This window comes from Staphylococcus sp. HMSC065D05 (assembly GCF_001813195.1).
In the GTDB taxonomy this organism is placed as follows: domain Bacteria; phylum Bacillota; class Bacilli; order Staphylococcales; family Staphylococcaceae; genus Staphylococcus; species Staphylococcus epidermidis.
Window position 1 is genome coordinate 55,591 of the sequence record NZ_KV811730.1, and the last position, 26,349, is coordinate 81,939.

Sequence of the window (26,349 nt, forward strand, 5' to 3'; positions counted from 1 at the left end):
CATGATTTTTATTGTTGCGTTAAATGTATGCGCTAAGTTGATGACATTTCCGTTAACGTTTCATTTTGAACAGTTGCTTGTTCTACAAACCAATTAATTTTTTCTCTCATCTTAACCACTTCGCCTACAATAATCATTGCTGGATTCTGAATGTGATGTGCTCGTTCTTGAATTGTATCCAGTGTCCCAGTCACTGTCATTTGCTGTTTTGACGTTCCCATATGCACGAGAGCTACTGGTGTTTCTGACGAACGGCCATATTGTATTAACAACTCACAAATTTCACTGAGTCTCTTAACCCCCATATATATGCATAAAGTTTCAGGACCATTGGCCAAATGTTGCCAGTATTTGCCTTTATCCATACCAGGTTTATTCACTGCAGTTACAAATGCTACAGAAGAACTATAATCACGATGTGTTACTGGAATTCCAGCATATGCTGGTGCTGCAATTCCCGATGTAATTCCAGGTATAATTTCAAAGTGGATATTATGACATGCTAATTCCTCTGCTTCTTCTCCGCCACGTCCAAAAACAAATGGATCGCCACCCTTTAAACGTGTAACTGTGTGCCCTTTTTTGGCTAAGGTTACCATCATTTTATTTGTTTCTTCCTGCGGTAAGGAGTGCCTGTGAGGATCCTTACCACAATAGAAGAACTTAGTAGAAGGAGAAGCATAATTAAGTATTTCTTTATTTACAAGTCGGTCATAAAGAATGACATCGGCTTCTTTAATGGCTTTTAAACCTTTTAATGTTATTAATTCTGGATCGCCAGGTCCAGCTCCAACTAAATATACTTTCCCCATATGAAACACTACCCCTCTCGTTTAGCTATGAAAATCGCGACCATCATGAACTTTGGCTATCACACCGGCACGAATTACAAAGTCCCCAAAGTGTTCTCCGTCAAGACGCTCTTTACTATAACGCAATAACAATGGACGTAGACTTTCTAATATTTCATTTTCGTCGATATTCTCTTTATATATTTTATTTAGACGTTCGCCTTTAAAACTACCACCTAAGTACATATTATATTTACCAGGTGCTTTACCGATAAAAGCTATTTCTGCTAGCGCTGGTCTTGCACATCCATTAGGACAACCTGTCATACGAATCGTTATTTCTTCCTCTCTTAAACCAGACTCATCTAGTAAATCTTCAATTTTTGTAATTAATGAAGGAAGATATCTTTCAGATTCTGCCATAGCTAAACCACACGTTGGGAAAGCAACACAAGCCATAGAATTTCTTCTAAGTCCTGTATAATTTTTGCCATCTGTTAACTTATATTTATTAATAATAGCTTGTATTTCTTCCTTTTTCTCGGGAGAAACATTTGCAATAACTAAGTTCTGATTAGGTGATAATCTGAAATCTCCAGTATGGATTTCTGCGATTTCTCTTAAGGCTGTTTTTAACAAATAGTCTTCAGTATCTTTCACACGCCCATTTTGTATAAATAAAGTGAAGTTCCAATTATTAACACCTTCAATCCAACCTAATCGATCACCATTATGTTCAAATTCGAAATCACGTGGCGCTTTAATTTCCCAACCTAATCGTCGGTTTAATTCTTCAGTCACCCAAGTTTCTCCTAGACGGTCCACTGTATATTTAAAACGTGCATTTTTTCGATTTTCACGATTACCATAATCACGTTGTATTGTAAGTATTTTCTCACATACATCTACAACCTTTTCCTTAGGTATAAAACCTATGAGACGTCCAAGTTGAGGATATGTTTCTGTATTACCATGAGTCATACCCATACCGCCACCGATAGTCACATTAAATCCAATTAACTCATCTTGTTCAACGATAGCGATTAAACCAATATCTTGAGAATAGACGTCAATATCATTAGATGGTGGTACCGCAATACCTATTTTGAATTTACGTGGTAAATACGTATTCCCATAAATAGGTTCCTTTTCCTCACTAGAATCTAAAACCTTTTCACCATCAAGCCAAATTTCATGATATGCATTTGTTCTTGGAAGTAAGTGATTACTTATACGCGTTGCATAATCATTAATCTCCTTATGTACTTGAGATTGATAAGGATTAGGATTGCACATTGTATTACGATTAACATCTCCACATGCAGCAATAGAATCAAGTACTGCATGATTGATATTTTTCATTGATTGTTTCAAATTACGTTTAAGAATGCCATGAAATTGAAATGCTTGGCGTGTTGTTAATTTAATCGTATGATTGGCATATTGATTAGAAATATCATCCATAGCAATCCACTGTTCAGGAGTCGCTTTCCCCCCGGGTACACGAACTCGAATCATAAAACTATATGCAGGCTCAAGTTTTTGTTTACGACGCTCATCTCTTAAATCCCTGTCATCTTGCATATAACTTCCGTGAAACTTTAGCAGTTTTGCATCATCTTGTGTAATGGATCCAGTGATTGGATTAGCTAAACTTTGTTCAATAGTTCCACGCAAAAAGTCACTATTTGCTTTTAAAAATTCCATTTCATCAAGATTTTTATCTAATTCTTCCGAAATATGATTATTTGTATTAACCATGTATCCCCCGTCCCTTCTATTAATACACGTCTCTTTGATATCTTTTATCTCTTTTCATTTGTTTTAAGTATTCTTCTGCATCTGTTTCAGATAGGTTTTGCTCTTTGATTAACACATTTTTAATCGCTTGATGAACATCCTTTGCCATTTTACTTTCATCACCACATACATAAATAGTAGCGCCATTTTCAATCCATCGATTAAATTGTTCACTATTTTCTGCAATTTTATGTTGCACATACACTTTTTTATCAGTATCTCTAGAAAAAGCAATATCTAATTTTGATAAAGTTCCATCTTCAAGCCATTCTTGCCATTCCGTTTGATACAGAAAATCTGTAGTGAAGTGTTGATCTCCAAAGAATAACCATGTATTTCCTTCAAAACCTAGTTCCTCTCGTTCTTGCATATAGGATCTAAACGGTGCAACACCTGTCCCAGGACCTATCATAATCACAGGTGTTGATTCATCTTGCGGAAACTTAAAATTCGGATTTCGTTTTAAATAGATAGGAATTGTATCGCCCTCTTGTATTCTCTCTGCAAATTGAACTGAACAAACTCCTGAACGTTCGCGACCGTGTGCTTGATATCTAACTGCCCCAACAGTAATGTGAACTTCATCTGGTGTTGCTTTATAACTACTAGATATTGAGTACTCTCTAGGTGGTAACTTTCTTAATAATTGATGTAAATTTTCAGGTTGTAGTTCTGTCGTTGCGAAGTCATTTAATAAATCAATCAAATCCCGTCCCTCAACGTAGTTTTGAATCCATTCTTTATCTTGAATTTTTTCAGAAAGCTCTTCATTATCAAAAAATATCGCAGCATTTTCTATTAGCGGTTTTGTTAATTTAGTAATTTCGAAATGCGATGTTAATGCCTCTTCAAGATTTAAAGTATCTCCATCCTCGTTAATTAAAACTTGTGTTTCTGGACTCCAACCTAATGTGCTAATAAGTAAGTCTACGATAGCTGGATCGTTTTGAGGCAAGACAACTACACAATCCCCCGGTTCATATTCTTCACCGAAATTATCAAGTAATAACTCAATATGTCTTGTCTCTTTGTCTGAACCTCTACCATTCAAATTAATGTTGGTCAATACTTCAGCATCGTAAGGATTAGACTTACTATATTTCTTTTCCTTTGCTGATTTTATAGATTCGCTAACAACTTGTTCACTTTCAGTACCAGCTGGTGTTGAATCAATCGTATTAATAACATTGGCCATCCACTTTTCAGCGTCTTCTTCATAATCAACATCGCAATCAGTACGTTGATAAAGTCTTTCTGCCCCTAATTCAGCCAAACGATTATCAAAATCTTTACCAGTTTGACAGAAGAATTCATAGGTTTGATCTCCTAATGCTAATACTGAAAATCTCACCCCATCCAATTTTGGCGCTTTACGTCCGTGGATGTATTCATGTAATTCAACAGCATTATCTGGTGGATCTCCTTCGCCATGTGTAGATGTGATAATAAATAAATCTTCTACTTTCTTTAAATTCTTAGGTTTAAAGTCATCCATTGATTTGAGCGTAACGTCATTTCCAATATCAGATAAACGTTGTTCAAATATTTCTGCAAGTCCTTGCGCATTACCAGACTCAGATCCATATAAAATCGTTATCGATCTCGCTTCCGGCTCAACTGAAGGTTCCTTTTCATGTAGCATCGCTTCTGTATTGTCATCTAAGTTATGTTGGTCTACAGAATCTGTAGATGTATTTGATTGTTGATTTGCCATCAGATAGCCACTTAACCATACTTGTTGGTTAGGTGATAAAGTGTGAAGCAATTCATTGATTTGTTTAGCTTGCCCTTCCGTAAAAGGACTATTGGTAACACTTAAGTTCAATCTTATCCACCTCTTATACTTTGTTATTCCGATATTTGTCATTAGTTTATATATGTCTATATTTGAAAATTATTAATTATATCTTCAATTCTAGTATGTACCATTTATTATTTTCAGTAAATGTAATACTCAAATGATAACTAAAATCGAAAAGACAATTCATAATATCAAAGTGCAATACAAACTTTGATTACTCAAGATAATCGCTTATAAATAAAGCTGTATCAGCTTTTAATAAACAATTCCTTATTTCTTATCGGAATACTATGTTTTTAAATTAAAATTTTTTGACTATCTCTTATGGTTTATCAGCTACATGTAATCCGCATTCAGTCTTACTAGAATTTGACCAACGACCAGCACGTGAATCATTAGAATTAAATACGGGTGATGTACATGGAATGCAACCAATACTTGGATAATTTTGATCATGTAATTCATTATAAGGTAAGTCCTTATCACGTATATAAGACCATACTTCTTCTTCTGTCCAATAGATTAAGGGACACACTTTAATTGATTTAAATCTTTCATCTTTGTTAATGAAATTTGTATGTGCTCGTGTTGGTGATTGTGCTCGTCTAAGACCTGATATCCAAGCTACAGCACCAGATAATACGTCTTCTAGAGGTTTAATCTTGCGTATGTAGCAACATTGATTAGGATCATTCTTCCATAAAGCAGGATTATATTTCTCACCTTGTTCCTCTAACGTAAGTTCCGGTTTTTTCATTTTAATGCGTAATTGTGGATATTTATCTTTCACCCTATCTATTAAGTCATATGTTTCTTGAAAATGTAAATCAGTGTCTAAAAATACAATTTGTGCGTCGGGTTTAATTTGAGAAATCAAGTCAATCAAAACCATACTCTCAGCACCAAAACTGCAAGAATAAACAATATCATTTTCATAAGTTTGATATGCCCATTTTAAAATCTCATAAGCACCTTTTGTCTCATCATTAATATCTAATTCATTTATAAATGGATCGTTTTGAAAATTGTCATAAGTAATTCTTTTTATAGACATTTGTGGAGCCCCCCTATCACCTTATCAACCCATCCAAATCAACAAAACATATCAGAATTGTCAGAATAATTATGTTTAATACTTTAACTACTTTTATAACGAAAGTCAAGGTAACTCGAGAAATTATCGAAATAAAGATGAGATTAATTTAAATTTTTTGTCCTATATGCTCATAAAAAAATTTAAAGAGCCTACACATATGATATGGCAGACTCTTTAATAATTTCTTTTCCATTCGTTTATCGTGGCTTCATTCAAAATATTACAAATGAAACAAGATTATTTTATTCTTTAATTCAAGTATAAGACAGGCATTTATTTTAATAATTGTCTTATTAATTCCTCCATTTGGTTAGGATTATCACAAGGTAAAAATCGTTTAACAATATTTCCCTGTTGATCGACTACAAATTTAGTAAAATTCCACTTAATTTGCGAACCAAATAATCCTGGTTGTTTACATTTTAATAATATGTACAAAGGGTGCTCATGCTCTCCATTAACGTTAATCTTAGCATGGATGGGGAAAGTAATACCAAACTTATATTTATATACGCGATAAATATCTTTGATTAATCCTGGCTCCTGATTATTAAAATCATTGCAGGGGAAGCTCAAAATCTCAAGACCATACTTATGATATTTTTTATAAAGCATTTCTAATTTATTAAATTGATCATTCAAAGTACAATTAGTTGCAGTATTTACGATAATGAGCACTTTCCCTTTATATTTTTTTAGTAAATAGGTAGAACCATCATAATTCTCTACCGCAATATCATAAATACTCATTTAGTTACACCTCTACATCATCGCCAATTTCAATAAATCTATAACGCCACTGGAAGCTCCAGGAAATGCAAAAATATTTTGATTTAAATCGTGTGCAGTAAGTTTTTGATTAATGATAAAGACTAGGAGATTAACCAAATCACCAGCGTCATTCCCATAAATCTCTGCTCCTACTAAACGTTTTTGACTATCTAATACAATTGACATTTCAGCTTCTGTTTCGTTTTGATACTCAAATACCATTTGTCTTCCGAATGGTATATCTTTAATTATATACGTATCATCTTTCTTAGCCTCGCTTACTGTGACACCTATTTGAGATAAACGAGGCAATGAATAAAGCACTGAAGGTATTGGTGGATACTGGATGGCCTCTGTATTCAATCCAAGGATATGGGCAGCGATATAATTAGACTCAAATGTAGCTGTAGGAGTAAGCTTAGGAATCATTTTATCGATAACGTCCCCACTTGCATATATATTTTTTACATTTGTTCTTAAATAATCGTCAACCTCAATACCTCTATCACTAAATTGTATACCCACTTTTTCCAAACCTATTTGCTCAACATTAGGCTTTCTACCTGTTGCATCCAGTACATAATCTGTTTCAATCATTTTTCCAGACTCAGTTTCTACTATAAAACGTTGCGCATTCGGTCTAACTGACTTGGTATTCTCACTAAAGTAAAATTTAACACCTTCATCTTTTAACTTTTGAATTAATTTATTGACGTGAGATTCGTTAAACCCTTCAAGTGCCTGATTTGTATGATGAATCACATTGACCTCTACACCAGATTTGACCATGATAGAAGCGAATTCAATACTGATAATACCTGCTCCAATAAAAGTTATACTATTCGGTAAAGATTGCATTGATAAAAATTCCCGACTATCATGCGTATATTCTTTACCTTCGATATCTAATTGATGACTATGTTGTCCAGTTGCTATAACAATATAATCTGATTGTAATGTTGTATTATTTACCTCTATTGTATGAGCATCTACAATTTTACCTTTCCCCATGATTACATCAATCCCCTGTTGTTCAAACATAGATGTGAGGGTTTCAGACATAGGATAAATGACTTGCTCTTTGTAACGCATTAAATTCTTCCAATTCACTTCTAAATTGTGACTATCAATAATATTAGGATATTGTTTGGCTTCTTCAAGCACTTCATAAGGTCCCTCTAATAAAATTTCGCATTACAACCATAGTTAGTACATGTACCGGCGATGGTATCTTTTTCAACTATAGCTACTTGCTTACCACTTTGCTTTAATGTTAACGCAGCATGCCAAGCTGCATGACCACTTCCTAAAAATACTACATCATATTGTTTCATTAACTCTCATCCTTTCTTATTTTTCTATGAGATGTTTTAATGTTTTCTCTAGTTCTTCAAACACATACTTCGTTTCATCATACTCCGTTGTATCAAATTCTTGTGGTAAGCAGCTTGAAATTGCTTCAAAAACTGCTTCTTGTTGTTGTTGTCCATTGTCAGTTAACGTAATTATCAACTGTCGTTTATCAGATTGTTGACGTTCTCTTTTAACCCATCCAGATTGCTCAAGTCTTTTTAGTAATGGAGTTAAAGTGTTACTGGATAAATCCAAATGTCTACCGATTGAATTTAATGTTTGAGGATTCTCTTCCCATAACGTCAGTAATACTAAATACTGAGAATAAGTTATACCAAACTGTTTTAACTTTTTCTCATAAAATTGAGCAAATAAACGACTTACATTATATGCTGAAAAACAAAGCTGATTCGCTAATCTCATTTGTTCTTGTTTCACATATTCACCTCTTTTCAATCGCGCACGATTGATTATAGTGTAAAATGACTCGCACATTTTCACAATATTTATGCTCACAAATAAAATTTTCTCATTTAACCATCAACCATAAAGTTAAAGAGACTTGGAATAATATTATATTCAAGATACCCTGACCACTAATCATAGAAAAAGCCCAAGACACTCTTTGAGTTCTTAGGCTTTCCATAAACGTTATATTTAAATTTGATTTACATTTTCAATGACGGTAACGTCTCCATTTTTAACATTAACTAACACAGAGAAGTCATTATCTTTGTTACTATCATAAATGAGCTGGCTTGAATTTCTATCATCCGGTTCATTATACATGCTTAAAAATTGATCTTCTGAAATATGATTAGGTGCTACACCTACGCTAACAACTTCATTATCATCGTAGGCTACAGCTAAATCACCATATGTTTCATAACTCCACTTCAAACTTTCTACAGAACCATTGGATTTTCCAAATTTATCTTCAACTTCTTCACGTGTCATTCCATTATAAACACCTCTATATCCACTTGTTGAAGCTGACTTCATATAACCTTGATCAAAGTCATTACTAAAAACATCAATGCTTGGACCAGTAGATTGGTCGCTATTTTGATTACTTTCATTTGATTGTTGAGACTGTGTTGTTTGATGACTTTGCTCATCACTAATATAATGATTGTAAGCATAGTACGCACCATACAATAGTGCTGCTATCAACAAGACAAATATAATTGATAGTACAATCAACCAACCTGTATGTTTCTGTCCTTTATAAAATGTTGAATCATGATCTTGTCTTTCCTCACGAGAAATATACGATTGCTGTTCACGCATATGTTCAATTTGATTTTCACTTTTTCTTTGTGTCGATGTCTGTAAATGTTTTCCACATTTATTACAAAATGACTGTTCCTTTTTTACCGGATTTCCACAATGAGGGCAGAATTTCATTTATATCACCTTTCCTCTAAACGATTGTATTCCTCACGCAACTGATTCACCTGAGTTAGCCCTGCTTTCATAAGTATAAATATAAATAGCCATGCAATTATAATTAATAGAATATATTTTAAATAACCACTACTTAAAAGTGTTATTTCCGTATCCCATATTCCGTGCAATGTCACTGCTACAAAAAAGAAAAATATAAAACGTTTATCGATGATATTCGCCCATTCGAAATGGTTTGTTTCTTTCACTATTACTGCCGCAGCACCAACAATAGCTGCCCAAACGAGGTGACCGCCTAAAGCTGTCCAACCTCTTTGTATAGTAATTTCAGTAATATTATTAACTCCATCAACTAAATTAAATCCAAACCTAAAGATATAACCGGCTGATTCAAACACCGCGAACCCTGCACCAACAGCAGCACCGATAAGTAATCCATTGAGTATTTTATTTGTTTTTAAATAATTGATAAACAAAATAACAACAGTTGCTTTTCCAACCTCTTCAACAAATCCTACTATGAATGCATCTGTTATAGTCATAATTCCATAATATTGCGATTCAGTACTAAATGTAACAAATTGATATAAAATCATTGTACTAATGAGTGACAATACACCCCCAATAAAAAACATCCTCATTACATCAAAGATACTAATGTTTTTAAATGCATTAGATTCGAAGAAGAAGATTAATCCTGAAATAGGAACTAATAGTGCGCCAATAAATATCATTCCTGGTATGGCATTGGCATTACCAAATACATTTGTTAATACCCATAACGCTAGGAAAGTGATACCTAAAGCTAAAAATACACGCGAGAATACCCAAGGTCTACCCCACTCCTCGGAAACTTCATTAATATGTGGCGTCGTACGCTTTGTTCCAGCAATAAATACATCATCCGCTTCATCTTTGGTGTGAGATTTAAACACCTCAGAAAACATATCACGCAAATTCAATTTTAAACTTTCATCATTCCCTGCTAGCCTACCTATTGATTTCGTTGTGTTATTAAATAGATGCTTGGCTTCTTCTGTTAATCGAATGCGATCTGCAGTTTCATTTTCAATTTCAGGTTTTGTGTTTGAATATGTATGTGACCCTATGTTGTCATTTGCATTTGATAATGTTTGCTGAAGAAAATGACCACAATTAATACAAAACTTATCATCGACATTTACTACTTTGTGACACTTTGGACATTGTCTTTCTTGACTACTAAAAAAATGTTCAGTTTTTGTCTTTGGATTATCTAACACACTCTGTCCACAATTAACACAAAATTTATCATCCTTCTCTAAATGTGCCCCACAATTAGAACAAATCAATTCAATCCCTACTTTCAAGTTATCTCTATAAAAAAGTTGTTATCAATATTTTAAATTAATTCTCATAAAATCGCTATATTCTATGACAGATAAACTGTTAATTTTCGTATTGCAAAATAAAACGTCGATAAAAGCGACTGCTTTTATCGACGTTGCTCTTCGTATCTTATACGTTGACGATATCCATATGTGCTCTCTTTAATGAGTTCATCATTAAGTAAACCAGCTCCAATTGCACCTGCAACTGTCGAAATTGAAGCTGCAAACCATGGAATACTTAAATACAAATCAATGCCTGCAGGACCTTTTAATCCAACTTGCTGACCTAAAAATCCTGATGGCAATAATACGATTTCAGCAATTAAGAAGAGTAAATATAGAATAATATAATAAATGATAATGGCAAAAATCAATGTCATTATTGTTGTAAGATTGTATAACCAAGTAATACGCTTATGATTGCTTTTATTAACTGGTTCCCATAAATCATGTGACATCATTATCCATATTAACATTCCAATAATCGCAATAATTGAAATTCCAAATAAGCGCCACATTGAAAAGTTATAAGCCATTTGCCACATCGTTGTAAATACAAGTCCAAATGCACCTGTAGTAAATGCAATAGCTACTATATTACTTAAACTTGCCATCATATTTAATGGATTATTCGCAAAGGTCATTCCACTAACAAGACGAAACATGCCTCTAGAACGTGAACTAGATAAATATCTTAAGTGATAAGAGTCTGTTTCTTTCATATATATTGTTTCCTTGTCTATTTTAGAGAGCGGAAATTGCTTTTTCACTGAATTTTCTATTTGCTTATTATTATCATAATTACGACTTTCTTGTTCAGCTTCATTTAATTCTTGAATAATATTATAAATCGCATGCTTGAAACGTTTTTTAACTGGACGCCAGCCAAATGCAGGATATGAGAAAATAGCTGCACCATTTTCCATATTAATATCTAATGCCATCACTTGCTTGTCAGCAAACATAGGCAAATCTGTAATTGCTATCACATAATCCCATTGTCTCTTATCGTGATAATCGGCTACTTTCTCAAAAATTTCATCTACAGATTCAGCAAAACCAGTAAGCGGATCAGTAACTAAATCAAAAATCCATTCTTGCTGATAATCATAATGCGTAGATAACATTTTAGGCATTTCTTGTATAAGATTTTCTGCAAGATGTTCAGTAACACCTGGAGCGACGACTAGACCCACAGTTTTTTGATTTGTCATGCGTCATCCTCCTCTCTATGTCCTTGTTTTTTACCTTCATATTGTTCATTATTTCCATCTTTACTTGAAGTTTGTTGTTCGACATTTTGTTGTGATACATCATGAGAAGTTTCTTGTTCTTTTTGTTCTTGCTCAGCTTTTTTATAACGATGATATTGTCTATAAGAATAAGTAATACGACGTATTTTCTCTTCATTTTCAACAGTTGATCCCATAGCCCCAGCTAAAAGCCCTAATGATGATACAAACCAAATCAATCTCATATAATTTGAGAACGTAAATTGTGCTTGGGCACTCGTCCAACTATTAAATAATTCCACAGGGACAAAGAGTGTGATACTGATGATTAACAATAAATACAAAATGACATAATTTATGAGTGTAATCAAACTAAGTGTAACAAGTGTGGTTGAATTATAAATATATCGATATACACGCTGAGATTTAGCAGTTTTCTTTTCAATCAATTGATGCGCATAGAATAGCCATCCGGCCATCCCAAGTATGGCAATCACCATCAATATGATAAGTCGAAGCGGTGAATAAATCACGCTTAATTCCCATGGCATTGAAAATATGGAGACATAAGTTCCTGTTGCAAAGGCAACTGAAATGATTTTCTTAAAATTAAAGATGTTTTTCCAAGGCTGATTTGCTCGTGTCAGTCCACCAATTAACTGAATCCAACTTATGATAAATAAAATATTAATATATCGTTGCTTTGATGTTGCGTCTTCGTCTGGTTCTACAGCCTTCACGCGTACAAAAGGATGTGGCGCATTTTTGTTTTTCGGTTGATTATAATATAATTGTTCAATCAATGAAGTCATCGTTTTAACTAGCTTGCGCTTTAAATCAATAAAACCTAGTGACGGTAATGATAGCATTGCAACATGTTTGTCACTATTAAAATCGCTGACTACCACTTTATTATCTGAAATACTTGGCAAATCTGTCAGGCAAACAACGTAATCCCACTGATGTGCCTCTTTAATTTGTGCTGCTTTTTCAACACTTTCATGTACATCCTCTGCAGATCCTATCATGAGATCGACTTTGATTTCGAAATTCCATCGATTATGTTTAGTCCGCTTTGACAATAACTGTTTAACATTTGGAATTATATTTTTTGCATGTTGATGCGCTATACCTGGTGAAGGTATAATTCCGACTGTTTGCATCGTCGTTGTCCCTCCTTTCTAATTTTTAAATCAACTTTATTCATAGTTAAAAAGTGCACGTGATCACGCTGATAAACGTTCTTAACGTACACTTTTGTTTTGTTAATCATTAAGTTTTAATTGTAACATTTATTTTGCTAACACTAGTGGTGAGAAGATAATATAACTTACTACTACTAATGCAAGAACAATAATACCTGCAACGTAACGATATTTCCAAGGCGTCATATCTACTTTCGGTTGATGCGTGTTTAAATCAAACTCACTAGATGGTTTAACTTTGTTAAAGATCAAAATTATAATTAAATCTACAAAGAATAATACACTAAATGTGTATAGATAATTAATTTCTGTAAATACAAAGCTGATGATGGCATATAAAATTATATGTGTGAAGAGTGTCACTTTAGCGCCCAATTTAGATGTGCGTTTAGAAAAGAAAGCGACTAAAATCAAAGCTAGCACAGGCATACTATACACACCATTAAACTGTTGAACTACTGCATAAAGACCACTAGGGAATAATGAGATGACTGGTGCAAGTGCTACAACAATAACTCCAATGACTACAGTAGCAATGTGTCCCACTCGAGCAATATGTTTATCTGATTTATTTTTTCCAAAAATAGGTTGATAGAAATCGAGTGTTAATAGTGTAGTCGTACTATTCAATGAGCCAACAAATGAGCTCAATATTGCACCAAAAATGACCGCACCAAATAAGCCGAATGTTCATTCTGGTAATACTGAAGTTACAAGTGCAGGGTAAGCGTTATCTGATTTATCAAGACTACCATTAAAATAGTTAAATGCTACTACACCTGGTAAGACTGTAAATAATGGTCCGAACACTTTAAATAAGCTTAAATATATTGCACCTTTTTGAGATTCTTTTAAATTTTTAGCTGCGAGTGCTTTTTGAACTATCATCTGGTTTGCGCACCAGAAGAATAAATTGTTAAAGAACATACCAAAGAATAGGGTTGGCCAAGGTACAACATCCGAGTCCACCTTACCAAAACCATTCAATTTCTCAGGTGTGTCTTGCACGATTTTGTCGAAACCATGTTGGAAGTTGCCATCTCCTAATTGACCTAGACCTAATATTGTAATCGCAAGTCCACCTATGATTAAAGCCATGCCATAAATTGAATCACTAAAAGCACTTAACGATAAACCACCTACAAATAAGTAAATAATACCAATTATACCAATAATAGATGAAATAATGATGACAGCTGTTGAACTACTTACACCTAAATATTCATCAACTTTAAACATTTTATTGAACACTAGGGAACCAGAGTACAATACTACAGGCAAGAAAGATACGACATAGGTGAAGATAAATAAAATGGAGACAAAACGTTTAGTAAATGTATCATAACGTAATTCCAAAAACTCAGAAATTGTATTAACACCGTATTTTAAATATTTAGGAAGAAAGACCCATGCCAACAATACAACTGCTACGGCAGCTGTAACTTCCCAAGCCATTACTTCCATTCCTTGTGCATAGCTTTGACCATTTTGCCCAACAATTTATTCTGTCGACAAATTGGTCATAATAATTGTAGAGGCAACTGTAAATCCAGTAAGGCTATTTCCTCCCATAAAATAACCATCTGAACTATTCGTTTTAATTTTTCTTGATTGCAAATAGGCATAAAAAGAAATGCCACCTACGACCATAATAAATAAAATAATCGATATCCAATTCATTTAATATGTTCCTCCTTTCCACTTTTATCGATTGGATATAATTAAAATAGATCCTAAAAAACAACGATAGTGACTTATACGTAAAACAATGAATGTATCTACATCAACTTAACAACATATTATTGTAAAGTGACAAATGTTTCATAAGTGAATTGCGTTTGTCATTTCGTGTACGACTCATATATAGACAGAAATATAAATTTCAAAACTTCTTTTTTGTTCTTAAAATGAATTGTGCAATTTAGAACATTTTGTAATAGCGGCATTTTTTTAATATATTCTTTAAAGTATCCTCTCACTAAATTTAACTATAGAAATCACTTTATCATTTTAAAATAATAATTAAATTTTTATACTAAAAAAGCGAGACCGATTCTTTTCAGATTCGTCGTCTCGCTCCCTTGCAACTGACTATGATACGAAACAGTCAGCAACAAGCATTTTTCAATTCATTTATTTATAATAAAAGTTTCAAACATTAAAACATATGATATAAGTATCCAACCTTTAATACGTTTGTACTATTTGTATGGTTGATTATCATGATTATGGTTTTCTCGTTTATTTTGATCATTCAATGCGTGATCATGATGAGATGTTGATGGTTGACCAATATGTGGTTCATTCATATTATATTGTTGTTGTTCACGTTTCTTTTCTTCTGGAACAACATGTGAATGTATGTCATTACTATATTGAGAATTGATTTGGTCATTTTGTGTTTGTGGTTTACGTACTAAAAGCATGATACCTGCTATTAACCATAAGACACCAGCCATAAAACTTAAAAAGAGACCAATGATTCCTGTAATAACGAGTAATATTCCTGATACTTTTGCATTTTTGCCAATTAAAATAGCGGCAACTATTGATACAATTAATAAAATGAGAAGTACAATAATTAAAACAACACCTAAACCTAACATCAAATTATAAGTTTGGTATGCTAAATCATATTCCCCCGGATTTTCTTCTATAAATCCTTGAATCATCCCATTTTTAAAATCACTTGTTTGTGTCATTATGAAAAATATGCCTATTAAAAATACATACAACAGATGTAATCCATTGCCAATCCATGAAAGTATTAATTCACCTTTACGTTGTATCATTCTTGTTCCTCCTTTTCACCTATTCATTTAATTCCCTAATTTTTTTAAACATATGCATTAAATTAGATATATTGTAATTTATCTTTCTTAAAATATATAAATATTAATGCTTACCGTTTATCATCGTATAATAAATTCTAGAAGTAATCCAGTACATCATTGAATAAAAAATAATAAATACAACTATCACTCCTACATAACTTGTAGCATATAGTCCCAAGTCATATTGACCAACGATTCCTAATACAGAGTATATGATGCGAAAAGCAGCTAACGTATGTATAATTGCAACAATTACAGGAATGAGAAATACCCATATTACTTGTTTATTAATTGTTTTTTTGATTAAATTTTCATCTAATCCAAGTTGTTTCATCGTTATATATGCATCTCTATCTTCATGCCCTTCTGAAACTTGTTTATAATACATCATAAGAAATATACCTATCAATAAAACTAGAGATACAACACTTCCAACAAAAACTAAACTTGAGTTGACTTGTTTCCACATCAATAGATTTTGTTTTTTCACTTGAAATTCAATATCATGTTGAACCCCTATTTTCTTAATGCGATGATTCAACTTATCCTTTTCTTTTAATACATTAAATTCAACGGCAGTTTGTACTTGATTAGGAGTGATGATTAAATTTTCATCATTATGATTACGATATTCATTAACAATACGATCCATCAGTTGTTGTTGATTCACAATTAAAGTTATACCATCTGCATAGAGTAAGTTATCCATATTTGTAGACTCAATATATTTAACTCTGTATGTTTTCCCGAATATATTGAGCGTTTTCATTTTTTTAAATAATGACACACTTGTACTAATTGCAATTTCATCATCATCTAATTTTATTTTTTTATTGTTTTTATTGTAATCACTTTTATTATATATAGAAATAAAAGAGTTGAATTTTCGCTTATTTCCAAAATTAAATAAACCACTCGATACAGTTTGTCTTTTTAGCTTTTTATGTTTTAAGCCTCCCTGCAATTCAGCTCCCACCATACCTCGTGCATAAATTTTAAATTGACCAGTTGGAACTTCTTGGCGAATATCTTTTTTTAAATTTTCTATCTTACGTTGAATTTTGCTATTTTTATGAAAATCACCAATATAATAACCTGCGTAATCATTTTTAAATGCAAATTCAAACCTGTGATCCATATTTCTATAAGTTGAGACTGTCATACTTAACGTAACAATCAGAAATGTACACATAAATGAAATCGTAGCTAAACCAATCGCACTAGATTTTACGCGTGATTTAAGTCCTGCAATAAAGAAAAAATGATTGGGTTTATAATAATAATGATCTAATTTTTGTAACATTTCTAAAACTATTGACCCTAAGCTAACAAAAAGCAAATAGGTACCGATAAGCGTTGACAAAATCGCAAAAAATATAATCCCCAAGGAACCGATAGCCGTGTTAGGTTTTATAGCTAAATAATAGCCCATTCCTATAAAAATTAATCCTAAAATTAAAAATATTATTAACAGTACACGGGACTTTTCATGTGTCTTACTTTTATTTTTAAGCAGTAACTGTAAGGAGTTTTTAAATGATATTTTAAAATTGTTAATAACAAACAATATGATCATCAAACTGAATAGCATGGTTAATGTGATTTTCATTGACAAAACATCAAATGGATAATCTGACAACTGAGGTTGATGCGTATTAACTAGTTTATTAAATAACATAAAAAAGAGCTCACCAAATAAGTAACCTCCAACAATGCTCAATATTGCAGATATAATAAATTGAATGAGAAGTTCAATCAAGATGATGAGTCTTAGATGTTTTTTCTCCATGCCAAGAACCATATTTAAGGCAAATTCCTTTTTCCTACGATTCATAACAAAGTGATTTGCATAAATTAAAAATATGAATAATAACATCGTCATAAACACTATTCCAATCATCGCAGATATTTTTAATTCAGGATGATGCTCATTAAAATACATGTTAGTGGTTAACGATAACAATATGTATTCAATACCGAATAAAATACTTATTACGCTAATAAACGGAACAATGATATGACGTTGATTAACAAAATTTTGTTTAATCATTTTCCACAAAATCTTGAAAGTCATATTAGTCACCTACTCCATTCAATATGGCCAAATTATCGGCAATACGCTTTTGATAATCTGTTTGCGATTCTTCACCACGATAAATCTCATGATATAAACGACCATCTTTGATAAAGATGACACGGTTCGCATATGACGCGTCAATATTTGAATGTGTCACCATTAATATAGTTTGATGCTTTTGATTAATTTTTCGAAATAAACACATAAGGTTTTTAGAGGTTTTTGAATCAAGTGCACCAGTGGGTTCATCAGCTAATAATAATTTAGGTCGTGCTATCAACGCACGGGCTATAGCTATCCGTTGTCTTTGTCCCCCAGATATTTCAGACGGATATTTTTCAAGCAAGTCTTCAATTCCTAATTGTTCACTTATTTCCGTTAAGCGTTTTTGCATTATTTTCGGACGTTCATTTGCAAGTACAAGAGGCATCAAAATATTATCTTTGTTCGACATCGTATTCAACACATTAAAATCTTGAAACACAAATCCCATCATTTCTCTGCGAAAGCGTGCAATGTCTTTATGCTTCAATTGATTAAGTGGCAACCCGTCTAACTTTATTAATCCTTCAGTTGTACAATCAAAAGTAGCAATTAAATTGAGTAATGTAGATTTACCTGAACCTGACTCACCCATGATTGCTACAAATTCATTTTCATCAATTTCAAGGTTCATTTGATTTAAAGCTATTGTCGTGTTCATACCTCTGCCAAAGACCTTTTTTACATTTTTAACCTCTAATAACACTATGCAAACTCCTTTCTCCCTTTCTACTACATCATAAAATAAAAAGAATGCCAATAACATTCATAATATCTTACAAATATCATTGGCAAACTTACAATTTTGAAAGTTTATTATTTTTCTTTAGTAAAATGTATAAAAAATACTGTCCCCTGATTTAACTCTGATTGTACAGTTACTTGTATATTTAAATGATTTGCAATGTGTTGCACTATAAATAAACCTATACCTGTTGATTGTTCATTCAATCTACCGTTAAATCCTGAGTATCCTTTATCAAAAATTTTAGGAATATCTGCTTTACTAATCCCAATACCATTATCTTTAATCTGTAGAGTTTGATTGGCAACATCAAAATCTATCCATATATCTTTACCTTTAGCATATTTTAAAGCATTATTTAAAAGTTGCTCTATCATTATAGAAGCCCATTGTGTATCGGTTAAAATGATGTCCTCACTTTTTTCATAATGGATTTGCGTCTTTTGTTCAATAAACTGAATTCTATATTTTAAAATCAACGGGCGAATCAAATCATCAACTGTCACTTTGGTAATTGTCATATCTGACTCTTCATTTAATAATTTTAAATAACTTAATGCGAGGCTTGTATAATTATCAATGTGCACAATTTCTTGTCTAACACGATTAACTACATTCTCCTCGTTTCTCTCCAAAAGTAATTGTGAGGCAGTGATAGGTGTTTTAATTTGATGTACCCATGTTAAAAAATAACTTTCAACATCATTACGATATTCAATTTGCTGATTCTTAACATGTGCTAACTCATGTTCTAAATATGCCACTTTATCTTTAAGATGTTCGTTCTTTTTAAAATTTAAATACTTTATCCACCAACGTACACACATCAATAGTAATATGATACTGATTGCTAGTACGTATGCATCAAAAGGTAAAGAAAATACATAAAATATAAGTGCAAAAAATAATAGAATTATTAAAATAATTGAAATCTCATTACGAATCGATTGAATATATGCAAACTTCATATGTCTCAAACCCTGTATCCTACATTTTTCTTTGTCTCAATTAAATTATCGACACCGATAGAAAGTAATTTTTTTCGTAATCGCGTCATATTTACTGCTAGCGTATTGTCATCAATAAAATTCTCAGACTCCCAACATTTCTCAATTAAAGCTGTACGACTTACATATTTATTTTCATTTTGAAATAACAATTTTAATATCTGTAGCTCTGTTAAGGAAAGTTGAACATGTTCATTATCCTTGCTAAGCTTCGCCTCATCAACAATTAGTTTACAACCTTTAACAGCTATTTCATCACGAGCTATTGATAAATCATAAGTGCGACGCAATAGTGCCTGAATTTTAGCTACTGTTAAAGACAAGTTAAATGGTTTCTCGATAAAATCATCGCCACCCATTTGAATAGCCAGAATTTGATCCATATTATCTGTTCTTGAACTAATAAACATAATAGGCACACGAGATACTTTTCGTATTTCTTGGCACCAATGGAAGCCATTAAGGGTTGGTAGATTGATATCTAATAATACGAGTTGTGGTTCTACTCTGCGAAAATCTTCCATTATCTTTTCAAAATTATCAACCACATGAACCTCATAATTCCATTTAGATAGCTCATTAGCTAAACTTTCAGCAATCACTAAATCGTCTTCTACAATGAAAATCTTCATATATGTTCACCTTTCACTATCTTTTCACTCTTATTTATCATCATCTGAATTTTTATTTTGCTGTTGTTCTTTGTCGATATAATCAGCTTGTTGCTGTTCTACATGATTCAAATTTTGTTCTTTTGAATTTTTCTTTCTACGTTTTTCTTCTAATACGCTTAGTACAATAAACAAAATAATTAATATTGGAGATAACATTACAAATATCATTGTCTCACCTTCTCCTAGGGTCTCTAACTCCCAATAATTATGATACCTATTATAGATTATTTTACATGTTTATTAATAAGAAATACATTGACATGATGGTATTATTTTAACAATATTATCACTTTGAGAGATATAAAAGGGCATAGAATATAGAGCCATACATTTTATTTAAGTGATAAAATTTTATAATATGTAAAAATAATATTACTTTACATTATATTTACTAAAAACTAACTCTCAATCAAAGTTTGTCTTTTATACTTAAATTATCATACATATTGGGAGGCAATTTATTTATGAAATTTATGAATAAAATGGGCAAGACGACGCTTGCTTCATCAATCGTAGCAGCATCCGTTTTAAGTACAGTGAACGTATCCTATGCTTCAGGCAGCTCAGAACAAGGTGCTCAAACTAAGCAAACACAAAACGAAGCCATTGCTTTCGGCAACACAAAAAATCCAAAAAATGTCATCTTCATGGTTGGCGATGGTATGGGACCTTCTTTTAACACTGCATATCGCTATTATAAAAATAAGCCTGGTGCTAAGAAAATGACTCCAACCGCTTTTGATAAATATCTAAAAGGAACAAATCGTACTTATTCTAATGATCCTAAAGAAAATGTTACAGACTCTGCTGCTGGAGGAACAGCTTTTAGTACCGGTCACAAAACATATAACGGTGCAATTAGTGTTGATACAAATAAAAAACCAATTAAATCTGTGCTAGAACAAGCTAAAGAACAAGGAAAATCAACTGGTTTAGTAACTACTGCTGAACTTACTGATGCAACACCTGCTGTATATGCTGCTCATATAGATTCACGCGATAAAAAAGATGAAATTGCACAGCAATTTTATAATGATAAAATAAATGGCAAACATAAAGTCGATGTGATGTTAGGTGGCGGAGCAAAATACTTCGGTAAAGAAAATAAAAATTTAGCGAAAAAATTCAAAAAAGACGGTTATGATATCGTTTCTAATAAAGATGAATTAAATCAATCACAAAGCAAGCAAGTCTTAGGTACTTTCTCAGAAAAAGATATGCCATTACAAATAGATGCACCACAATCTAATCCGTTGCTAGTAGACATGCAAAATAGTGCACTAAATAAATTAAGTAAAAATAATAAGGGATTCTTTTTAATGGTTGAGGGTGCCTCAATTGATAAAGCTGCCCACCCTAATGATATCACTGGTGTGATGTCTGAAATGTCTGGTTTCGAAACAGCTTTTGATAATGCTATTAATTATGCAAAGACACATAAAGATACACTTGTTGTAGCAACTGCAGACCACTCAACTGGTGGTCTATCAACCGCAAAAGGTAAAGATTATAAATGGAATCCAGAGGCTATTCACAAGATGAAACATTCTGGAATGTATATGACAAAACAAATCGCTGATGGAAAAGATCCTGAAAAAGTAATTAAAGATGGATACGGCATTGATTTTCCAAACAAACAACTCGATAAAGTCAAAAAAGCAGCAGACGACCTTCACAAACTACAAAAAGAAGGTAAAGATGACAAAGACGAAAAAGTTGTAGAACAAACAACAAAATTACAAAATGCAATTCAAAAACCAATTAACGATGCTTCACACACAGGTTGGACAACCAATGGCCATACAGGTGTAGATGTTAACACATATGCATATGGGCCAGGTTCTAATAAATTCAAAGGGAATATGGAAAATACCCAAAACGCTAAAAACATATTTGACTTTTTCGGAAACAATGTAACATCAAATCAAAATTAGTTATAAAGTTTAAATTTAATATAATTAAGAAAGGGACAGTCGTCATTATGACCACTGTCCCTTTATCAAGTAAATAATATATTTTATGCACATAAGATGTAATAACTATTAAATATAAATCGCTTATAATTCTGCATTCGACATTGTGCTCTTTTTGATTTGATACTTTTTAAAAAGTTGGAACCCTACTGCGCTTCCAATAACGAACGTTGATGCTACTGTTACTCCAATAGTTACACGATTAGACATATTCTTTTCATCTTTCACATTTTTTTGCTGTGCTAAACGTGCCATCTTATTTTTAAAAATATTCATAACAGTCTTGTGTGCTTTAGCTTGAGTTAGTTTATATACTACCCAAGGTAATGTAGGTTCATATTCTTGTAAAGCAATAATACCCTCATTGGTGTTTCTTATTCTTCGGAATTCAAAGCGTGCATTTCCACCATCATTTGAATGTGCTAAATCGCCACCCACAATATTAAATACCACCATATCTTCTGTAGAGTTAGCTTCATCACGTTCCATTTTTAAAATAAATTTATTAATGCAGGGCAAATTCATATTAAATTCTCGCTCATTTATCGTACCTTTAACGAGATGTAGTGTGATATTATTGATGAATTTTGCATATTCTTTAGTCACATCTTCAATCGAATAACCTTCCGGAATTTTAAATCGTGTAATGGCTCGTACATCTTTAATTTCTTGATGCATACGCCCAAATGATTGAGAATTTTTCGAATCCGACTTTTTCTTAGAAGTCTTTTGTTCTTCTCTTAGTGCTCTTTTCACACTATCTTCAAAGGTGATATTTCCTACGGACAAGTTAGACACAACGCGTTTTCGATGTGGTACCATATCGTGAATCAAACTATTCATTAATGGATATACCATTTCTTTCGGTACATTTGAAATCAGTTGTACCCAATAACGACTTACGATAATGGGTATAATAGGTAAATCAAGCATAGGTAGTCGCTTATCAAGTACGTTAGCTGTGCGCTGTATCAGCGTTTTATAATTCATCACTTCAGGACCTGTGATATCAATTGCTTCGTTATCTTTGGGTGTTCGATTCACCAATGCTGCTAAACCATCTATCACATCGTCAATGGCAACAGGTGCAATTTTATTGTAAGCCCAACTAGGCAAAACCATTGCTGGCAATCTCTCAACTAGTCTTTTAAGAATTGGATAAGAACTTCCTTTTGCACCAATAATTAAACCTGCACGTAATGTGCTAACTGGTATACCGTAATCACCAAGAATTTTTTCACATTCAAGTCGACTTCTTAAATGCGCAGATAGCTCATCATTTTCTGGTATTAAACCACTCATGTAGACAATATGCTTAACACCCTGCTTTTGAGCCGCACGCGCAAAATTATCCGCTAACAATACATCCATATCTTCGAAGCTAGCCTGCGTTAATTTTGCTGATGGCATCATAGAGTGTACTAAATAAATCGCTGTATCTACATCTTTCATTACTTTTGTAATTTCGTCCAAATCAAATAAGTCTGCTGACTTCCACGTGACATTTTCTTCATCCGTTTTATTATGAGTTTTTCTCGATATAGCTATCACTTCATGATCTTTTTTTAATTTATTCTTGAGATGGCTACCAATATAACCTGATGCACCAGTTAGTAAAATTTTAGACATATACTCCCCCTTAGAATGTGTTTTAATGTTCTAGAAAAATAGTTAGATTGTATACTTATTAAATTTGTATTGGTTATCATTGCTATATGTTAAATGTTTACCCAAAAATATGAAACTGAGACAAGATTCACATGATTCTTGTCTCAAAGTACCCATACTTATATTATTTCCCAGTAAATAACAACTTTCTTTAAGAAATCTGTTGTTTGCAGATTGATGAACGTGGATATTCTGGTTCCCCAAGAATTTTGGTCATTAACTTTTCACTGCTTTTCGAACTATCTTGTTTCATCAAACGATGAACAACTTTTGAATAATTTATATAATCAGTGCTACAAATTTGTTTAGCTAACATGCGTTCATTTAAAGAGGCTTTAAGAAAATCACCCACTTCAAACAAATCAAAATAAAAACCAACACTTTGTTTATATTGTTGCTCGTCTTCTTGAAGAATAAACACCGGCTTGTTTAAATGTATATAGTCAAAAATGGTCGACGAGTAATCTGTAATCATACATTCACTCAGAATATACAGTTCTTGAATATCAACAAGTTCATTGAAGTAACAGTGAATTCGATTATCTATTTGATTATATCTAGTTCTTAAATGACTTTCATTAGGATGAAGTTTCACAATAATCTCGTAATTCTCTGGTAAATATTTAAGTAAATCTTTTAAATTAATCTGAGTGACTTCTTTTCTTTGATTTCCCCTCCAAGTGGGACAATATAATATATATTTTTTATCATCATCTATCTTATACATATATTTAAGCTGTAACTGCTGGCGCTCTTGTAAATTATTATTATTTATTAAATATTCATTCTTAGGTGCGCCGTATTCTAGAACTTTAAGATTTGGATTTTTATTTAGCATAAAGGCTGATTCTAACAACGTCGTATTAATATCTGATGATGTCAAAATATAATCCCATTTTTTCATGCGTGGTATGAATGCCTCTAGTTGTTGTTGTCTTTCATGCTGTTCATTTAAATCATTAACCATTTTCTTTAATGGAAAACCGTGCCACGTTTGAATAAATATCTGATCTGAAGACTTGTACACTTTATCCCATGAGTTACCATTGATAAAAACATACTTACACTTTCTAAACGTTTTAATATACTTCTCGCTTCCAAATCTAACGGGTGTAAAACCGTAACGTTTGATTTCCATATCAACAAGTGAATTGGTTGAACTCACATATCTTTTTTTATGAGCATACTGTCTCTTAATAGCGAGAGCAATATATTTAGGATCTCCACTGAAATTCTTACCATGGAAAGACTCTATAAATATTGAGTCTGCGTCTACAGGTATTTGATTTAAATTTTTGATATAGCTCATATGCTTTCTTTTTTCATAGTACGTTTTACATTTATTAAATAAATATTTATTTTTTCTAATTAAATTCATCCAACGACTTTCTTTTAAACGACTTGCTATATCTATTTGTTTTTCACTAACGAGATGTTGATGAATTTTCTTCACTTTTACATGTTGAGATGAAGAAAAAGTTTCAACATGATTTAAAAATTCCTGTCCATAGTTAATGCATTTAAACGTACTTTCCAACTGTCGATAATCTTTTTGTCGATCACAGTGACTATATTTATAGTCTAGAAAGTCTTTAATTATTTTACTATCTTTAATCATATCTTTGGTTAAAAAACGTATCGCTTCATATGGTGCATAGATATCCTTTAACACGTTATCATCACCATAGTAAACTAGAGCTTTATTCCCCTGTGCAATCGTTTCTAATATAGAATAGCCGAGTGTTTCATATGGTGAACTAGATATATAAATATAACTCTGTGGTTCTTTTTCATTAATATGAATATAATCATTAAGATGATAGTAATTTATCAAATTTTTGTAAAGCATTTCTGAAGGACCATATCCTATTAAATAAAGTTGAGCATCGTCAACAATTTGGTTTTTAATGATGTAATTAAACAATTTAATAATATATGAAATATCTTTAACTTCGTCCTCAAAACGTGCTTTAATTAAAAAATTTCGTTTAGTATTTATTGGCTCTGATTTTAAATCGATATGTTGTGCATTTACGTATTGATTAAAAACCCGATGATAGTCATATTTAGCTATAAACTCATTTTTGATTCTAGCTGTACTCACTCGAACACAATCAATACAGTCTAATGCTAAATCTATATTCTCATTAATATATTCCAATGGACCATGTATTTCACCAACAATCTTAATCTTGCTATTTAATTTTTTAACTAAATATGCATGATTAAAAAAGGTTTCTCTAGTAATTATAAGTAGGTCTCCATGAGCAAGTTCTTTTCCACTATTAAATTGATAAATATGAAGATGCTTTGTGCTCAACCCTTCGTAAATAATTAGTTTTGTGATATCACTTTTATTATAGTTCTTATAATTAAAGTAGTGTACCTCATGTCCAATTTCTAATAAGCTTTTCACTAAGTTAATATTACTTCTTGATGTTCCGCCCTTGGCGAAGATATTATATCCAAATATGTTAATCTTCATTTAATATCTCACTTCCCA

Annotated in this window: 19 protein-coding genes and 2 pseudogenes; 1 reads left to right on the forward strand and 20 read right to left on the reverse strand. The window is 32.2% G+C overall.

Annotation, left to right across the window (positions count from 1 at the left end; genetic code table 11):
• Positions 1-32: 32 nt before the first annotated feature.
• The 18 genes and pseudogenes from cobA to HMPREF2897_RS01980 all read right to left on the reverse strand — a co-directional run bounded on the left by cobA (position 33) and on the right by HMPREF2897_RS01980 (position 20,373).
• Positions 33-812 (reverse strand): uroporphyrinogen-III C-methyltransferase, encoded by a 780-nt coding sequence (gene cobA, locus HMPREF2897_RS01895; RefSeq protein ID WP_002447028.1) that lies wholly within the window; start codon positions 810-812, stop codon positions 33-35.
• A 21-nt stretch (positions 813-833) separates the two neighbouring features.
• Positions 834-2,552, reverse strand: coding sequence for an assimilatory sulfite reductase (NADPH) hemoprotein subunit (cysI, locus tag HMPREF2897_RS01900; RefSeq protein WP_002447027.1), 1,719 nt, complete (start codon positions 2,550-2,552; stop codon positions 834-836).
• A gap of 19 nt (positions 2,553-2,571) precedes the next feature.
• Positions 2,572-4,416 (reverse strand): assimilatory sulfite reductase (NADPH) flavoprotein subunit, encoded by a 1,845-nt coding sequence (locus HMPREF2897_RS01905; protein WP_002458281.1) that lies wholly within the window; start codon positions 4,414-4,416, stop codon positions 2,572-2,574.
• A 298-nt stretch (positions 4,417-4,714) separates the two neighbouring features.
• Positions 4,715-5,446, reverse strand: a complete 732-nt coding sequence (locus tag HMPREF2897_RS01910; protein ID WP_002458282.1) for a phosphoadenylyl-sulfate reductase — start codon at positions 5,444-5,446, stop codon at positions 4,715-4,717.
• A 315-nt stretch (positions 5,447-5,761) separates the two neighbouring features.
• The gene (locus HMPREF2897_RS01915; protein ID WP_070592527.1) at positions 5,762-6,238 is read right to left on the reverse strand and encodes a glutathione peroxidase; all 477 of its coding nucleotides are present in this window, start codon (positions 6,236-6,238) and stop codon (positions 5,762-5,764) included.
• Positions 6,239-6,250: 12 nt separating this feature from the next.
• Positions 6,251-7,593: pseudogene (locus HMPREF2897_RS01920) on the reverse strand (NAD(P)/FAD-dependent oxidoreductase).
• A gap of 16 nt (positions 7,594-7,609) precedes the next feature.
• On the reverse strand, positions 7,610-8,050 hold the full coding sequence (locus HMPREF2897_RS01925) for a MarR family winged helix-turn-helix transcriptional regulator (protein ID WP_002475659.1): 441 nt from the start codon (positions 8,048-8,050) through the stop codon (positions 7,610-7,612).
• Positions 8,051-8,269: 219 nt separating this feature from the next.
• Positions 8,270-9,019, reverse strand: a complete 750-nt coding sequence (locus HMPREF2897_RS01930) for a zinc-ribbon domain-containing protein (RefSeq protein ID WP_070592530.1) — start codon at positions 9,017-9,019, stop codon at positions 8,270-8,272.
• 5 nt (positions 9,020-9,024) lie between these two features.
• Positions 9,025-10,350: a PrsW family glutamic-type intramembrane protease gene (locus HMPREF2897_RS01935; protein ID WP_070592636.1), complete on the reverse strand. Its 1,326-nt coding sequence runs from the start codon at positions 10,348-10,350 to the stop codon at positions 9,025-9,027.
• A gap of 143 nt (positions 10,351-10,493) precedes the next feature.
• A complete protein-coding gene (locus HMPREF2897_RS01940) occupies positions 10,494-11,603 on the reverse strand; it encodes a 5,10-methylene-tetrahydrofolate dehydrogenase (protein ID WP_070592532.1) in 1,110 nt (369 codons plus the stop codon).
• Entirely contained in the window at positions 11,600-12,784 is a 1,185-nt protein-coding gene (locus tag HMPREF2897_RS01945) for a 5,10-methylene-tetrahydrofolate dehydrogenase (RefSeq protein WP_070592533.1), read from the reverse strand. The genes HMPREF2897_RS01940 and HMPREF2897_RS01945 overlap by 4 nt, the downstream gene beginning before the upstream one ends.
• Positions 12,785-12,913: 129 nt before the next feature.
• Positions 12,914-14,506: pseudogene (locus tag HMPREF2897_RS01950) on the reverse strand (solute:sodium symporter family transporter).
• 521 nt (positions 14,507-15,027) lie between these two features.
• A complete protein-coding gene (locus tag HMPREF2897_RS01955; RefSeq protein WP_020363892.1) occupies positions 15,028-15,618 on the reverse strand; it encodes a DUF4064 domain-containing protein in 591 nt (196 codons plus the stop codon).
• A 103-nt stretch (positions 15,619-15,721) separates the two neighbouring features.
• Complete coding sequence (locus HMPREF2897_RS01960; protein WP_070592539.1) at positions 15,722-17,734, reverse strand: ABC transporter permease; 2,013 nt, start codon at positions 17,732-17,734, stop codon at positions 15,722-15,724.
• Position 17,735: 1 nt separating this feature from the next.
• Complete coding sequence (locus HMPREF2897_RS01965; protein WP_058703138.1) at positions 17,736-18,485, reverse strand: ABC transporter ATP-binding protein; 750 nt, start codon at positions 18,483-18,485, stop codon at positions 17,736-17,738.
• 110 nt (positions 18,486-18,595) lie between these two features.
• A complete protein-coding gene (locus HMPREF2897_RS01970) occupies positions 18,596-19,492 on the reverse strand; it encodes a sensor histidine kinase (RefSeq protein ID WP_002475631.1) in 897 nt (298 codons plus the stop codon).
• Between the two features lie 5 nt (positions 19,493-19,497).
• Positions 19,498-20,163 (reverse strand): response regulator transcription factor, encoded by a 666-nt coding sequence (locus tag HMPREF2897_RS01975; RefSeq protein ID WP_002475664.1) that lies wholly within the window; start codon positions 20,161-20,163, stop codon positions 19,498-19,500.
• Positions 20,164-20,193: 30 nt separating this feature from the next.
• Positions 20,194-20,373 carry a hypothetical protein gene (locus HMPREF2897_RS01980; RefSeq protein ID WP_002475662.1) on the reverse strand — a complete coding sequence of 60 codons (180 nt, stop codon included), beginning with the start codon at positions 20,371-20,373 and terminating at the stop codon, positions 20,194-20,196.
• A 296-nt stretch (positions 20,374-20,669) separates the two neighbouring features.
• Here HMPREF2897_RS01980 and HMPREF2897_RS01985 point away from each other — a divergent pair, with 296 nt between their 5' ends.
• Positions 20,670-22,139 (forward strand): alkaline phosphatase, encoded by a 1,470-nt coding sequence (locus HMPREF2897_RS01985; RefSeq protein WP_002490478.1) that lies wholly within the window; start codon positions 20,670-20,672, stop codon positions 22,137-22,139.
• 123 nt (positions 22,140-22,262) lie between these two features.
• Here the strand turns inward: HMPREF2897_RS01985 and HMPREF2897_RS01990 are convergent, their stop codons facing one another.
• Positions 22,263-23,807 carry an NAD(P)H-binding protein gene (locus HMPREF2897_RS01990; RefSeq protein ID WP_070592540.1) on the reverse strand — a complete coding sequence of 515 codons (1,545 nt, stop codon included), beginning with the start codon at positions 23,805-23,807 and terminating at the stop codon, positions 22,263-22,265.
• A gap of 190 nt (positions 23,808-23,997) precedes the next feature.
• Positions 23,998-26,331, reverse strand: a complete 2,334-nt coding sequence (locus HMPREF2897_RS01995; RefSeq protein WP_070592541.1) for a CDP-glycerol glycerophosphotransferase family protein — start codon at positions 26,329-26,331, stop codon at positions 23,998-24,000.
• Positions 26,332-26,349 lie beyond the last annotated feature (18 nt).

Excerpts from the sequence above, each read along its gene's own strand:
- cobA (WP_002447028.1), bottom strand. The coding sequence starts at position 812 with ATGGGGAAAGTATATTTAGTTGGAGCTGGACCTGGCGATCCAGAATTA.
- cysI (WP_002447027.1), bottom strand. The coding sequence starts at position 2,552 with ATGGTTAATACAAATAATCATATTTCGGAAGAATTAGATAAAAATCTT.
- HMPREF2897_RS01910 (WP_002458282.1), bottom strand. The coding sequence starts at position 5,446 with ATGTCTATAAAAAGAATTACTTATGACAATTTTCAAAACGATCCATTT.
- HMPREF2897_RS01915 (WP_070592527.1), bottom strand. The coding sequence starts at position 6,238 with ATGAGTATTTATGATATTGCGGTAGAGAATTATGATGGTTCTACCTAT.
- HMPREF2897_RS01930 (WP_070592530.1), bottom strand. The coding sequence starts at position 9,019 with ATGAAATTCTGCCCTCATTGTGGAAATCCGGTAAAAAAGGAACAGTCA.
- HMPREF2897_RS01940 (WP_070592532.1), bottom strand. The coding sequence starts at position 11,603 with ATGACAAATCAAAAAACTGTGGGTCTAGTCGTCGCTCCAGGTGTTACT.
- HMPREF2897_RS01945 (WP_070592533.1), bottom strand. The coding sequence starts at position 12,784 with ATGCAAACAGTCGGAATTATACCTTCACCAGGTATAGCGCATCAACAT.
- HMPREF2897_RS01955 (WP_020363892.1), bottom strand. The coding sequence starts at position 15,618 with ATGATACAACGTAAAGGTGAATTAATACTTTCATGGATTGGCAATGGA.
- HMPREF2897_RS01960 (WP_070592539.1), bottom strand. The coding sequence starts at position 17,734 with ATGACTTTCAAGATTTTGTGGAAAATGATTAAACAAAATTTTGTTAAT.
- HMPREF2897_RS01970 (WP_002475631.1), bottom strand. The coding sequence starts at position 19,492 with ATGAAGTTTGCATATATTCAATCGATTCGTAATGAGATTTCAATTATT.
- HMPREF2897_RS01975 (WP_002475664.1), bottom strand. The coding sequence starts at position 20,163 with ATGAAGATTTTCATTGTAGAAGACGATTTAGTGATTGCTGAAAGTTTA.
- HMPREF2897_RS01980 (WP_002475662.1), bottom strand. The coding sequence starts at position 20,373 with ATGATATTTGTAATGTTATCTCCAATATTAATTATTTTGTTTATTGTA.
- HMPREF2897_RS01985 (WP_002490478.1), top strand. The coding sequence starts at position 20,670 with ATGAAATTTATGAATAAAATGGGCAAGACGACGCTTGCTTCATCAATC.
- HMPREF2897_RS01990 (WP_070592540.1), bottom strand. The coding sequence starts at position 23,807 with ATGTCTAAAATTTTACTAACTGGTGCATCAGGTTATATTGGTAGCCAT.
- HMPREF2897_RS01995 (WP_070592541.1), bottom strand. The coding sequence starts at position 26,331 with ATGAAGATTAACATATTTGGATATAATATCTTCGCCAAGGGCGGAACA.